This window comes from Acidithiobacillus sp. 'AMD consortium', from assembly GCF_008926505.1.
GTDB classification, from domain to species: Bacteria; Pseudomonadota; Gammaproteobacteria; order Acidithiobacillales; family Acidithiobacillaceae; genus Acidithiobacillus; species Acidithiobacillus ferridurans.
Genome location: NZ_CP044411.1, coordinates 2,018,255 through 2,031,574, shown reverse-complemented (window position 1 = coordinate 2,031,574; position 13,320 = coordinate 2,018,255). Strand labels below are relative to the sequence as shown.

Here is a 13,320-nt window from a genome sequence, read left to right as displayed (position 1 = left end):
ACGCCGCACATCGGTGGCGCCATATTGCCGGTCAGTGACAACATATGGATATCTCAGGTCATACCGGCGATGCGCCCGCCATGGCGGTGCTTATCATGCCGCTATTACCCGCTACGGCTTCCGGCATTGCCTTCACCTGTGACCCGATCGATGGCCGTGATGATCGCTTGATTATCCATGCGCAATGGGGGCTGGGTGAGTCTCTGGTGAGCGGGCAAGCCGCCGGGGATGAATACCTATTCGCCGAAGACCCATTAGACGACCATTTATGGCCGCTTGCCCGGAAGCTGGGCAGAAAAAGCCAAAAAACAGTCCCGTTGGCAACGGGTGGCACGGAAACCCGTGCCACAGGTTCCGACGAAGCCGCAGCTTTTGTGTTAACACCCTCACAGGCCATGGTGCTTGCCAACCTGTTACGGGATGCTGCCCTAGCCCTCGATTTCACCATGCCGTGCTACGATTTGGAATGGGTTTGGGATGGCCAGAGTTTCTGGTTGACGCAGGCACGACCGGTGACCGCACGTGCGCGTCTTACCTACCCGATCCTGCAGGAACAGCCGACCTATTGGTCTCGGGGTAATACTTGCGAGGTGGTACCCGACCCCCTTTCGCCGGTGGACTGGAGCAATTCCCGCAAGCTGGTCAACGCCCTGCTTGAGCAGGGTTATGCGATGGCCGGCTACCCGCTGTTAGAAGGGGTTCAGCGCGCAGGATTATTCCATGGTCGGTTGTATCTTGAGCTATCTCTTATTCAATGGGAGGCATACGACGCATTAGGGGTATCGCCAAAGGCCATGAATACCCTGGTTGGCGGCCATCAGCCCGAAATCGAGTTGGCGCCCCCGTTACTCAGTGACCGATTATCCAGACTGGCCCGCATCCTACGTTACCTGACGCTGGCTCCAGGTCGCCGTCGGCGGGCCGATAAGGCCGTTGGCGACGCCATACTCCAAGCGAAACGTTGGCGGCAGCAAGCGCTTCCACAAGATGGCAATGGTCTGAAGGATGTGTTGATCCGCTGGTTGCGAACGGTGCGCGGGGCATCGGATATTTTTTTTCTGCAAGGGTCCAGCGGCGGCAGTCTGACTTTCCTGGTGCAGCAACTGGAGAAACACTTTCCTGGGGAGGGGTATGCCCTTGCCACCGCTCTGCTGGCTGGCGGGGTGCCGAGTGTCACCGCCCAACAGGGCTACGAACTCATGGCGCTCGCACGGCTTGCCCGGACCGACCCCCAAGTTGGGCCGTTCCCCGAGTCTGCTGCGGCCAGCGACGACTGGTTCGCTACCATACCGCCATATAATGAATTCCGTCGGGCTTTTACCGAATTTATCGAACGTTATGGCCATCGTGGTTTGTACGAAACTTACCTGCGTAACCCCCGCTGGCGGGAGGAGCCCGGCTATCTTTTGGCATCTTTAGATCAGTTGGCCAGCATCGATGAATCGGCCCTTCGGGAAAGACAGCGATCCGCTGAATCCAAAGCCATGCGGCGCATTGTTGCAACCGTTCCGTTCTGGTGGCGACCTATTATTGCGGCGCTGACCCGTGCAGCCCGCAAAGAGTGCAACCAGCGGGAATCTGCCCGCAGCGCGGTAATTGCCTATCTGGAGCCGATTCGGCAAGTGCTGCTTGCCGCTGGGGCGCATTTGGTTGCGGTGGATGGTCTGGATAGGCCTGACGATATTCTTCAGTTGACCATGCCCGAAATATTCCAGGCGTTAGCAGGCAAGATACCATCTGCCGGTCTCCGTGCGCGTGTTCTTGCACGTACCGAGATGTTCCAGTCTTGGCTACGGGAAACGCCGCCCGAGGTGATCGTCGAGGATAAACACCATCAGATTCAGCATGGACAGGGTCCGGAATCTATGGGGACAGAACGCAAGGGAGAACACTTCCAAGGGGTGCCTACCGGTACTGGAAGCATCAGGGGCAAAGCACGTTTGCTCCGTCATCCTAATGAGGGACACAAACTGCTTCCCGGTGAAATTCTAGTGGCCCCATCCACGGACCCCGGGTGGACACCGCTATTCCTCAAAGCTGGCGGACTGGTAGTGGAAACAGGCGGATATCTGTCTCATGGTGCCATTGTCGCGCGAGAGTTTGGTATCCCTGCGGTAATGAATCTCCCAGGAGTCTTTCTAAAGCTTAATGACGGGGACTTGTTGGAAGTGGATGGCCAGAAGGGCACCGTAATTTGCCTAGAACGTGAAGACACACATTAAAAATGTCACATATAGTTCTTGGCAGGGGACAGTGACGGCATCGCATATGAATCTTACAGGTCAATAAGGGGCTGAAATGGGAATAGAAGGCATCCTCGAAAAAGGTTTTGTTACCACCAGTATTGATACAGTAGTCAACTGGAGCCGCACCGGCTCGCTCTGGCCCATGACTTTTGGGCTCGCCTGTTGCGCAGTCGAAATGATGCATGCCGGTGCTGCGCGTTATGACCTGGATCGTTTCGGCTTGCTTTTTCGCCCCAGTCCGCGCCAGTCTGATCTGATGATTGTGGCCGGGACCTTGGTCAACAAAATGGCTCCGGCTTTGCGTAAGGTCTACGATCAGATGCCGGAACCGCGCTGGGTCGTTTCCATGGGATCCTGTGCCAATGGCGGTGGTTATTACCACTATTCTTACAGCGTAGTGCGTGGCTGTGACCGCATCGTTCCCGTTGATATTTACGTGCCGGGCTGTCCGCCGACGGCGGAAGCGTTGATTTTTGGCCTGATACAGCTACAGAAAAAAATCCGTCGCACTAATACGATAGCCAGGTGATCTATGGCCGACGTACTCGACAATTTGCGCACGCATCCGGGCGCAAGAGCTCGGGGGACACTGAGCAGCGCCCATCCGGAGCGTGGTGAGTTTACGCGGCGCACAAAACAAGTCTTTATAGGTAAGCATAAACTATGCGATATTATGATACATAATGCCTTATTATTATCAGTAAATGTAGATAATAAAAACCACTAAACCCCCACACATTTTGTATTAATATGGAGCTTAATATGGTAATACGGAAAGCAAATAGGATGGACACAAAAAAGATATGGGATGTTCGCATTGCGGCAATCCGCGCACAGTGCAATGGATTCTATGAGAGAGAAGTTATAGAAGCATGGACGGATGACCTTAAGGGCGATATTTCAGATCAGTTTATGGCCTGGGTTGAATCTTCATTCTATGTGGCTATGGATGATGTTGCGATAGTTGGCAGCGGTGCCATAAATATAGAGTCTGGACAAATCGATGGTGTATTTATCCATCCCGATTACATGGGCCATGGAATTGGGCGAAGAATGATGGCACATCTTGAGGGGTTAGTACTTTCGACGGGACTCACCGAGATCTTTCTTGATTCCACGCTTAATGCAGCCCCATTCTACCGAAAGTGCGGATTCAATGGGGAAGCCGTTAGCACCTATCCGTCGCCTAGAGGCTTTGCCATCGATTGCGTACGCATGACCAAGAGCATTGGTCGCAACCAATGTTAGGTGAGAAAAAAGTACGTGGCCGATAGTGAAAATAAAATTTCGGTTCATATTGGTAGCACATTTACTGGTTAAAATAATAATTAAGCCAATGCGCTCTTAAGACCACGTATCAGGACGATTCCGGTCCTGATTTTTATGGGATGGTGGGAGTGTTCGATAGCGTTATTTCATGCTGTCTCCATAACGACCCGGCGAAAAAAACTAGTGAAGCAATCATGCTTATACTATTAGTTGACAAGCCTCCGATGATCGCATATTCGTGGCCTATGGATGAACGTGGTTTTCCGACGGCATTACCAGAATTTCAGCGTGTCTTTCCAGATGAAGCGGCCTGCGCCTCGTACCTAGAGTCCCTGCGCTGGCCAAAAGGCTTTATTTGAGCCCGTGACCTGCCCGGAACCCAATACCGAAACGATCGAGAAAGTGGCATCGAATCAGCTTATTAGCTGCCGTTGTCAACCAATAGTATAAGCATGGAAGCGATTGATTTCGAAGACAGAATAACGCTGCCATTCTGACGTTCCACTGACCACTCATCATGGTGTCGGCATGGACAAATCAGTGGCACCCTCATCCATTATTCGATAACCCATCGCCCGGTAACCGCGCTGACGTTTATCCCACATCCGCAATAGTGCCGGGTGCCCGGTATCAATGAAGTCAAGAATGCGCACATGGGTCTTGGTGGCATGCTCCCGGTGCAGCCGGCCGGCGTACTGCTGCAACGTGCCTTTCCACGACACCGGCATTGCCAGGGCCAGCGTATCCAGTGGCGGATGGTCGAATCCTTCCCCGACCAACTTGCCGGTGGCGAGCAGTACACGAGGGGCATGCGGTGGCAGCGCGCCAAGCTCCGCGATGACCAAAGCACGCTCCTTTTTGGGCATCCGACCGTGCAGAACGAATAGTGGCGACACTTTCCCGCCCAAAGCCGCACGAATGGCGTCGAGATGTTCACTGCGCTCAGTTAGCACAAGCACTTTGCGGCCTTGGACGATAGCGTTTTTGATCGCAGTCGCAATGGCACCCGTCCGGGCCTGGTCATTGGCAAGGTGCCGGAACACCTCCTGAATCCCGGCTTCGGGCAGCAGGTCGATGCGCGAATGAAAAAATCGTGGTATCACCGCGAGATCATGTGGGGCACTGGCTGGTTTCGCGGCCGTATATCGAATCGGTCCGCACTGCATGAAGATGATGGGCTGCTGACCATCACGGCGAATCGGCGTGGCGGTCAGGCCGAGCACATATTTCGCTTTGACCCGCTTCAGGATGGCGTCAAAAGACGCCGCGCCGACGTGGTGACATTCATCCACAACGATGTGACCGTAGTTCTCGACGATGGGATTTACCTCACCATGGCGTGACAGCGACTGCATGACGGCAATGTCGATCTGGCCGGTGGACTTGGCTTTACCACCACCAATTGTGCCAACCACGCCCTTGCTCACGCCGAGGAACGACTGCAGCCGCTCCTGCCACTGCTTGAGCAATTCGGTGCGATGTACCAGCACCAGGGTGTTTACGCCATGCCGGGCGATCATTGCGGCCGCCACGACGGTTTTGCCGAAGGCGGTGGGCGCACACAATACGCCCGCGTCGTGGCTCAGCATCGCGGTGATAGCCGCCTCTTGATCAAGGCGCAATGTGCCAACGAAATGTACGTCGATGGGTTCACCGGGAACCCGCTTGTCACGCAGTTCGCAGCGGATGCCGTTGTCGCGTAGCAATTCCTGCGCGGCGTCGAGGCAGCCGCGCGGCAGGGCGATGTGCTGCGGATAGTTTTCTGCACAGCCGATGACGCGCGGTTTGTCCCACACCGACATCCGCATCGCCTGCGCCTTGTAGAACTCTGGATTCTGGAACGCGGCAAGGCGAATCAAGCGGTTGGCCAGTGGCGGGGGCAATTGGGCTTTCTCGAAGTAGAGGAGATTGCCCAATGTTAACCTGAGCGTCTTTGGCATTGCCCCGGATAACTTCGTTATTGCTGGCGTTGAACGCGTCCACGGCGTCGCCAGGTCTTCTTCATCAATAAAGGTGACGTCCAACGGATGGGTCCCATCCGTGGCGCGTAGGATGGTGGGCTCGATATCCTGCGGCGCCATCGGCTGGATGGATGCCAGGAAAGCCCATTGATCAGGGTACGGACGCAGGTCGGTATCGACGAATACGCTACAGCCCGTCTCGCGCGGCTTTTTCTGCAGCGGCAGGGCGATCAGGTTACCAAAACCACCCTTGGGCATCGTGTCCTGATTGGGAAACAGTCGGTCATAGGAATTCAGCTTCAGTTGCCGAGTGCGCGCACAGGTATGGCTGATGATGGCCGTACCCAGGCGACGTGCGTCTCGTGCGGCCACCTTGTGGGCAAAAAATACCCAGACATGTGCGCCCTGCCCGGAACGCGAAATCTCCAGGGCCGCTGGGACGCTGAGTGCTTCGCAAGAATGCACGAAAGCGCGGGCATCGTCCTGCCACTCGGCCTCATCGAAATCGACGGCGAGAAAGGTGCACGTGTCATCTTCCAGCAAGGAATAGACGCCGACCGTATGCTTGCCGAGCAAATGACCGTAGATGACCGAATCGGACAGCGGAGACAGCCGCCGATTACCACATTCCCCGCACTTGATGCGCGGCTTGTCGCACACTCCGGGGCGCCACTCATTGGCGCAGGCCGGCGCGTATCCCGACTTACCCGTACTCTTGCTCTCCCAGCGGACGGGATAGACATCTGTTCGCCCACGAAATAGCCGACGAAACAGCGCCACCTTTGCCTCGGCTGAAAAATGGGAGGGGGCTGACTCCGGCACGGGCGGCGTTGGCTCAGGCGGTAGACGCCACGCGATACCATGCGATTCCAGCAACGCGACCAGGCGGGCGTTTTCCTCCCCTAACGCCGCGAACGAATCCTGTTCGCCTATCGTACTGGCTGGAGCGTCAAGGTGAGGATTTTGTGGCGTCGAGGATTTCATGGGCGATGCCTATGATCCGTATTTACCGGTATAGGTCCCCCAAAACTTGTATTTTCTCTGGTGTTCCTGATAAAGGCGTTGCTTATAGGCCGTGTGATCTTCCCAATCGCCCCAGCGAGAAACGCGCGCTGCTAAAAGATCCAGTTTCTGTAAATAGTGGACGCCATGGTGGTAGGTTTTGGGTTTGCCGCGGTGAAGGATGGATTCCACCAGAGCACGGTAAATCACGCAGGCGGCAAGGTTACGATCCGCTGCCAAAAGTTCCTCAGCGAGATCCTGCAACCCCCAGTAGTGATCACCGTTGATCGCTGTGACGTGGGTGAGCACATACTGCTCCGCGTCGTCCAGGCTCCCAACCTGCAGCAAAAATTGCGCATTGTCGAGAATGAACTGGGGACTTGCCAATAGCTTGGCCGTCTCTTCGGCGATAACATTCCCCCGCTCTGATTCCCCGAGAAGGGCGATCAGCACATCCAGGGTGTTGGTATTGCGGTGTCTTCGAAAAACCCGCCAAGCCACAGGAATCGCAAGATTTCCGCATCCTTGACGTGGATAGATCGTGAGAAGCAGTTCATCCCGCTGAACGGATTCCCTACACTCATCTGGAGGGACCCGCTCCAGCCACGAACGGGCATTGTCGAGATCATCGCATTTGAAGTACACCCGGCCGATGTCCAGACACGCGGCGGGAGAAGGGTCCCCCCAGGCGGCGATGCGGGTTTTTTCAAACAAAGGGGCGTCACCCAACTGGCGCGCCAGGGATTCCACCCCGCGCAGGTGATCGCGGCGACGGTATTCGTCAACTGCTGTGTCCGCCTGGGCCTGATACCGCGCGATCAGCTTCCGCAGTTGATCAGCGGGCAAGAACTGGCTGGCCGTCTGGAGCAACTCACCCCGTACGCCGTAGTCATCTTCTTTGAGAATTTTCGCGGTTAAATCCGCCATAGCCTCCTTATGAGAACAATCGCGGGCATATTCGACGAAGAGTTGCGTGGCATCCTCGCGGAAAACGTCACCAAGGGAGCCATTCGAATCGTCGCATCGCTCGATGAGCACCTTGTCCAAAGCAAAAAATTCGCCCACCAGAGCAGCGCCACTACAGGGATCAGGTGCCCCTTGCCGCAGAAGGTCCAGTACCGCGCCCACCTCGTGGGCGAAAGCCGAAGCTTCAGACCAAGGGATGAAGCCGTCAAAGTCCTTCATCTGCTTGAGCTTACTCCGGTATTTTTGCAACGCCTCGGTGGGGGTGGCAATCAGGCATTCCACCCACTCGCTGACCGAAGGGTTCTCCGCAGCCATGAGCACAAGGGACCTCGCCAAGTGTTCTGCGCCTAGCCCAATGAGCCGGGTCTCCTTGTCCTCGGGCGTTATCCTGAGGTCTGCATCGGTCATGGGGGAAAACACGGTCACAAGACCACCGTGGAACTTGGCATGCTCAAGTTGTATTCAGCCGATGACATGATCAGGAGCCCCGCGTCGGAGAATGGCTTTTGAGCCAGTAGATTGGATTGGCGTCTCCGCTCATCCCAACATATGCGTCTCACTATCGAACTTATTGTAGTAACATGAAAAACGGGGGTCAATGGCGGCGGCGGACTTTTTGCGCCGACATGGCCTCCTTTGCAAAGGGGAAAATGGGGGGTTGGTATAATAGCAGGTCTTTTTACCCCAGGACTGGCTGCTGTTCCGCTATTGCCGCAATCAATGCGAAAAAAAGCGATGTTGCCATGCGTTCGCAATTGGTATCGCGACTGCTGCGGCAGGGTAGTCAGAATCCCACCGCCTCAAGTTTGGCCAGAAAGCCTATCAGAATAGGTGACGTTTCCGTATTTTTTAGCGGTCCTCCTTGAACCCTGGGAGCCCGTATCTCATGTGTCGCTTTTGCAAGGTTTTTGAACTCATGCATCCGCGGAGCGGCTTTTCCCTGCCAGGCCAATCCTGGCATTGGCAACATCAAGATTCTGCTCGATTACGAACTGACCGATCATGGCTTTTAGATCAGCGCTCACAGCATAGGCAGCGTCCCTGGCGATGTCGTCAGGGACATTGGCCGCCCTGAAGGCGCGATATAAAGCGAGCGGGCTTTTCATGACATGAACTCTTGTGTATGGAAAAATGTGTAAACAACTATAGTTAATCAATATAATCATAAAGATAATATGAGGTAGCGTAGCAAATATCGGCATAATTGTAAACATCCGGGGCGCGCTCAAGAATGAAGTAAAAAAGCCTGTGAAGTGATGAGGACCAGATACGCGGATAGTCCATTGGGGCCAGGACACTAAGCCCATCAACAGGCCGGATACATGTTTGCAGTCGAACCAAACCTACATCTACGGCATCTTGCAAAACCGGGGACGTTCATACATGCAACACCTATGGTCCAATGGGGCCGGAGGTGGAAGATGGGCGAAAGGTACCATCAGTTGAGTGTGGATGAGCGGAATCATCTGCAGAGAGGACTGAATGCTGGGCAGAGCTTGAGAGCCTTGTCCAGGATCATGAATCGTAGTCCCGGCACTCTGAGTAGGGAGTGCCGTCGTGGCGGCACCAGGCAAAGCTACGATGCCGTCCGTGGTCGGGATTGGGCGCAGACGCATCGGCGGCGCGGCCTGTGCAGGCTGTTGAACCTAAAAAAGCAGTTACGGCCCGGCCAGAACAGGAATCGCCCCATCTGGTAACCACGGTGATTGGGTAATTGGGCGACGATGTAGCGCACGAGGAGGTCCCATGGCTGGTGCCCCAGCAACCGCTCCGCAGTCTGGCGAACAGCCCGTAAGCCTCGGCGGATATTCTCAATTCCGCGTTCAACCTTTTTCTGCGCGGCATGCATGGGCGTCAGGTAAAGCTGGGCCTGTCCAGCGTGTTTCGTGCTTCGGCCTATGGCGGACAGCAGCAATGGACGGCTGGTGATGGCCTCTCGCCGGGATTCCGGAAAGGCCAGTCGGGTATACCAGCTCCACCAATTGTAGATCAGCCCCACGGCGCGGGCGGAGAGTCGGCAACGCGCCAGATCACGGGTGCTGTACCCGCCCAGCCCCACTGATTCTTCAGCTCGTCAAAACCGTTCTCCGCATCCGCCCGGTCCCGGTACAGCTGCGCGATGCCCAGAATACTTTCTGTGAGATCCGTCACCAGCACGGCGTATTCGTAGACTTTGGTCTGGCGCCGGTCCACGAAAGCAAATTCCAGTTGGCCCTGCTGTTCCTGGGTGGCAATCAGGTTTTGCTTCAGCAAACGCCGGAGAATAACCACCCGATGGCTCTGCTGCCACCCGGCAAGTTGAATGCTGTCCTTGCGGTCTTCCCAGCTTTGTCCGGCGTTCATCCAGTCGCGGCGGGTAAATGCTCGCTGCAATAGGCGTTTGACGCAATTTGAAGAGGTAGGGCTGCTGCCGGGTCTCCATCTCGCGAATGACGGCATCATTGCCAAGACCACAGTCGCCACGTACCAGATAAGGGCGCTGTTCAGCACTTAGGGAGTCCAGTACGCGGTTCAGCCCTGGTTGGGCATGGTTGGAGGCCGTGGTGTTGCCAGCCGTGACTTCCACATCCAGCAGCAGAAAACAAACCGCTGATTTCCTGAAACTCGGCAAAGAATACCAGCTGACCAAAGGGGGTGGCTGCCGATTCTTGATCCCAGGATACACCTGAATACGACCACTCCGGGTGTCCACGACCATGGCCTTTACTGTCGCAGGAATGGCCTTTTGCGGCCGATTTTCGTCATCACCCACAGGGTGAGCCTCCATTACAGGGAAAAACCAATCCTATCAAAGGAATCCTGTCAAATCAGCAGAGGTAACTGCCGAATTTAGGATGAGTGACCCTGACCTCCTCAACGTCTGGCACGAGCAGTGCCCGGTAGGCCAACTCTGGGGCAATTCGGCGGGAACCATTGGGTTTCGCTGCGATCTTGAACCACCTTACGCACAATTATCGCCAAACCGATAAATTACGCAACGATGGATAATTAAGCATAAATCCGAGGCGCCCCCCCCCCCCCCCCCCGCTGTGTGCCCCTGCAGTACAGCTCATGCCCGGCTCGCCAGGGGGTGGGTGGCCCTGTGGACCGTTCAGGAAGGGGTTACTACGAGGTAGAATATGGGAGTTAACCCCTGTTTCAACTGAAAAACTCTTTATTAAATTAAATAAAACATGTATATTAAATTAACCAAAACATATGGGACGATCGAATGGCGCGACCGAAACGAAGCGAAGCAACAAAGTTGGCCCTAGCCTTGGAAGAGCTGCACGCCAAGATCGGGCCAACCCAAGGTGTCGTTCGCGGCCAACAGATCAAGAATGCCACGCGAGTTTTACTCCTAGAGAAGGGCTTTCTGCGGGAAATCCTCAAGGGGTGGTACTTCGTTTCAGACCCGGGTGCTCACCAGGGCGACAGCACGCTGTTTTACGCAAACTTCTGGGAATATCTGGCGTACTACCTGGAAGATCGATTTGGCGCTCAATATTGCTTATCAGCGGAATCCTCCTTGCTACGGCATTCCCAATGCAATGTTATCCCACGGCAGATCCAAGTGCTTCTGGGTGTCAACCAAAGTCAGATTCAGGATCTGGTCTTTGGGCATAGCTTGGTGATGTATCCCGGACAAAAATCCATGCCCACCGAAGAACAGGTTGTCCTGATCGATGGCCTGCGATGTATGTCCCTACCTTACTGTCTGATCAAGCTCCCACCCAGGCTTTATCAAACCTGGCAAAAAGAAATTCAGATTGTGCTCGGTACGCTTGCAGATCCCGGGGCCATCGCGGTGTTGGTAGAGACCAGTGGGCTGGGGATAAGCCGTGTGGTAGCGTCGCTTCGACAAGTCGGCCGCAAGGAGTTCGCGGAACGTATAGAACGCGAACTGGCGGGATCCGGGTTTCGTCTTCCCCAGGTCAAGGACCCCTTCGAACCGGATGCCGTTTACCAACTTCAAGCCATGGGAAAGTCGCCGCTATACGCGCGGGTCCGACTGCTCTGGAAGGAACATCGTGAGGAGGTTTTGGCGATGCGACCTACGCCTCCTCCGGCCTGGCCTGAAATCGCATTTCTTCAGCAGGTGGAAGCGGCAAAGCTGGAGGATGCTTACCACTTGCGCGAGTTGCGGCAGGGCAATGGCATTCAGACGGTCATCCTGCCGATCGAGAGCAAACCGAGGCTATGGCTGCACGGGGTTATTGAGTACGGTCAGAGATATTGATGGCTTTGGATACGCTGACGGTCACGTAGCGTGAGGGGCTGGGGGTAAACCCCCTCGAAGAACTTGAACAAACGCGCCTGTTGGGGGAGTGTCACTTTCCGACCAAGAAAAGGACCCCGTCAGTGTGCCATAACCTTCTGCATGATCCCAAAATATTTCAGTGGTTGTACCGCGTTGATGAAGCCCTTGCCGAAGAATCCAGGGGCATTCGGTGTGTCTGTGGTGGGAAGTGGCATCGGGCGGACTACCCTCGCAAGCCCAGAGGCTGTTTACGGGATTTCAGAATGCCGTACGCCTCGCGCTTCAGCTTCTGCTGTAGCCACTGCCGCAAGCGCAGAACGTCACCCTCCGTGCGGTTTCTCGGGCGCCGGGTCTATTTGGCCCTGGTGATCCTGCTGATGGCCGGACGGCTGACCGCCAGAACACCGGGTGCCCAGGAGGTTTGCGCTTTGCTCGACGTGCCCGGCCGCACCCTGCGACGCTGGCGAGACTGGTGGAAGCAGGACTTCCCGCTGACCTCCCTCTGGAAGGCGGAAGTCGCCTGCTATCTGCCGCCGGTCCACCGGGAAGATCTGCCACTCAGCCTGCTGGCCCGGTTTGCGGGTCCACCCATAGCCGCCGTGCTGGACGGTTTGGCGCTGCTCACGCCGCTGACGATCCGCCAGAGGTAAACCAGGGGTAAACATCAAACGGAATGAGGGTTGCAGATTTCCCGCAGAACTTGGCAAGTGTCACCCTGACTGAGGGTTTGTAAGCTGGGTCTCCCGTGTTGCCCTGGGCAGCACCCCCTCTGGAGACTGAATGATGAAGACCCGTATCGACTCCCCCCAACGGGATCGCTGGGCGCTATTGCGCTTTGCGATCATTGGCCCCTTGCTGGCGGCACCACCCGCTCCGGGAGAACTCGCTCCGGCACTGGAGGCGCTGGCCGCCCGGATCTGGCGCCATCCGCTCACCGGGGAACCGGTCCAGTTTGGATTCTCCACCCTGGAGCGCTGGTATTACCGGGTACGCGCGGCAGAGAATCCGGTCCTCCCCCTGCGCAACCGGTTACGCAGTAACGTCGGCCAGTTCCCGAGTCTGACGCCGCTGGCGATCGAGACGCTGACCATCCAATATCGGGAGCATCCGGGCTGGACAGCCCAGTTGCACTACGACAATCTGAAGGCTGCCCTGCAGGGGCAGGATGTGACGCTTCCGTCCTACCCGACGATCCGCCGCTATCTCCAGGCACAGGGCCTGTTCCGGCAGTCGCGACCGAAACGCGCCACCGCCGGCGCTATCGCCGCCCGTGATCGTCTGGAACGCCTGGAAGTGCGCAGCTATGAGGTAGAACATACCGCCGCCCTCTGGCATCTGGATTTCCACCATGGCTCCCGCCAGGTGCTGACCCGTGCTGGCGCCTGGGAGACACCCATGCTGCTGGGGATCATCGACGATCACTCGCGGCTGCTCTGCCACCTGCAATGGTATCTGGACGAAACCGCCGAGAGCCTCATCCACGGCCTCTGCCAGGCCTTTATGAAGCGCGGCCTGCCACGGGCGCTGATGACCGACAATGGCGCCGCCATGGTGGCCGAGGAAACCACCAACGGACTGGCCCTGCTGGGGGTGCTGCATCAGACGACACTGCCTTATAGTCCATACCATTATGTGG

At 56.3% G+C, this 13,320-nt stretch carries 10 protein-coding genes and 2 pseudogenes; 7 read left to right on the top strand and 5 right to left on the bottom strand.

The annotated features are described in order from the left end of the window. Nucleotides 1–44: 44 nt before the first annotated feature. The 3 genes from F6A13_RS10375 (at nt 45) to F6A13_RS10365 (ending at nt 3,494) form a co-directional block, all read left to right on the top strand. Nucleotides 45–2,222, top strand: a complete 2,178-nt coding sequence (locus F6A13_RS10375) for a PEP/pyruvate-binding domain-containing protein (RefSeq protein WP_012537178.1) — start codon at nt 45–47, stop codon at nt 2,220–2,222. Nucleotides 2,223–2,298: 76 nt separating this feature from the next. Further along, nucleotides 2,299–2,775 carry a NuoB/complex I 20 kDa subunit family protein gene (locus tag F6A13_RS10370; RefSeq protein ID WP_009561179.1) on the top strand — a complete coding sequence of 159 codons (477 nt, stop codon included), beginning with the start codon at nt 2,299–2,301 and terminating at the stop codon, nt 2,773–2,775. Between the two features lie 257 nt (nt 2,776–3,032). Beyond that, nucleotides 3,033–3,494, top strand: coding sequence for a GNAT family N-acetyltransferase (locus tag F6A13_RS10365; RefSeq protein WP_196491152.1), 462 nt, complete (start codon nt 3,033–3,035; stop codon nt 3,492–3,494). Nucleotides 3,495–4,030: 536 nt separating this feature from the next. Here F6A13_RS10365 and F6A13_RS10355 read toward each other — a convergent pair. From F6A13_RS10355 to F6A13_RS10345, 3 genes are all read right to left on the bottom strand, one after another. Further along, nucleotides 4,031–6,460, bottom strand: coding sequence for a TOTE conflict system archaeo-eukaryotic primase domain-containing protein (locus F6A13_RS10355; protein WP_012537175.1), 2,430 nt, complete (start codon nt 6,458–6,460; stop codon nt 4,031–4,033). Nucleotides 6,461–6,469: 9 nt separating this feature from the next. Beyond that, on the bottom strand, nt 6,470–7,852 hold the full coding sequence (locus F6A13_RS10350) for a DUF6880 family protein (RefSeq protein ID WP_041647442.1): 1,383 nt from the start codon (nt 7,850–7,852) through the stop codon (nt 6,470–6,472). Nucleotides 7,853–8,358: 506 nt separating this feature from the next. Continuing rightward, nucleotides 8,359–8,550, bottom strand: coding sequence for a hypothetical protein (locus F6A13_RS10345; RefSeq protein WP_012537173.1), 192 nt, complete (start codon nt 8,548–8,550; stop codon nt 8,359–8,361). A 216-nt stretch (nt 8,551–8,766) separates the two neighbouring features. Here F6A13_RS10345 and F6A13_RS16010 point away from each other — a divergent pair. After that, nucleotides 8,767–8,994, top strand: a pseudogene (locus tag F6A13_RS16010) (helix-turn-helix domain-containing protein); the annotation flags it as partial. A gap of 26 nt (nt 8,995–9,020) precedes the next feature. On the opposite strand, the gene F6A13_RS15645 reads toward F6A13_RS16010, so the two are convergent. Together F6A13_RS15645 and F6A13_RS15640 are read right to left on the bottom strand one after the other, a co-directional pair. After that, nucleotides 9,021–9,503: a hypothetical protein gene (locus tag F6A13_RS15645; protein WP_225487687.1), complete on the bottom strand. Its 483-nt coding sequence runs from the start codon at nt 9,501–9,503 to the stop codon at nt 9,021–9,023. Beyond that, complete coding sequence (locus tag F6A13_RS15640; RefSeq protein ID WP_225981800.1) at nt 9,434–9,817, bottom strand: hypothetical protein; 384 nt, start codon at nt 9,815–9,817, stop codon at nt 9,434–9,436. The genes F6A13_RS15645 and F6A13_RS15640 overlap by 70 nt, the downstream gene beginning before the upstream one ends. 871 nt (nt 9,818–10,688) lie before the next feature. Here F6A13_RS15640 and F6A13_RS10330 point away from each other — a divergent pair. From F6A13_RS10330 to F6A13_RS10315, 3 genes and pseudogenes are all read left to right on the top strand, one after another. Continuing rightward, nucleotides 10,689–11,663, top strand: a complete 975-nt coding sequence (locus F6A13_RS10330; RefSeq protein WP_041646443.1) for a hypothetical protein — start codon at nt 10,689–10,691, stop codon at nt 11,661–11,663. 284 nt (nt 11,664–11,947) lie between these two features. Continuing rightward, the gene (locus tag F6A13_RS10325; protein ID WP_225487178.1) at nt 11,948–12,334 is read left to right on the top strand and encodes a hypothetical protein; all 387 of its coding nucleotides are present in this window, start codon (nt 11,948–11,950) and stop codon (nt 12,332–12,334) included. A 133-nt stretch (nt 12,335–12,467) separates the two neighbouring features. Further along, nucleotides 12,468–13,310, top strand: a pseudogene (locus tag F6A13_RS10315) (DDE-type integrase/transposase/recombinase); the annotation flags it as partial. Between the last annotated feature and the right edge of the window lie 10 nt (nt 13,311–13,320).

What these genes read in the sequence shown, in the direction of transcription:
- F6A13_RS10345 (WP_012537173.1), bottom strand. Translation starts at nt 8,550, where the DNA reads ATGAAAAGCCCGCTCGCTTTATATCGCGCCTTCAGGGCGGCCAATGTC.
- F6A13_RS10365 (WP_196491152.1), top strand. Translation starts at nt 3,033, where the DNA reads ATGGACACAAAAAAGATATGGGATGTTCGCATTGCGGCAATCCGCGCA.
- F6A13_RS10325 (WP_225487178.1), top strand. Translation starts at nt 11,948, where the DNA reads ATGCCGTACGCCTCGCGCTTCAGCTTCTGCTGTAGCCACTGCCGCAAG.
- F6A13_RS10355 (WP_012537175.1), bottom strand. Translation starts at nt 6,460, where the DNA reads ATGAAATCCTCGACGCCACAAAATCCTCACCTTGACGCTCCAGCCAGT.
- F6A13_RS10375 (WP_012537178.1), top strand. Translation starts at nt 45, where the DNA reads ATGGATATCTCAGGTCATACCGGCGATGCGCCCGCCATGGCGGTGCTT.
- F6A13_RS10350 (WP_041647442.1), bottom strand. Translation starts at nt 7,852, where the DNA reads ATGACCGATGCAGACCTCAGGATAACGCCCGAGGACAAGGAGACCCGG.
- F6A13_RS10370 (WP_009561179.1), top strand. Translation starts at nt 2,299, where the DNA reads ATGGGAATAGAAGGCATCCTCGAAAAAGGTTTTGTTACCACCAGTATT.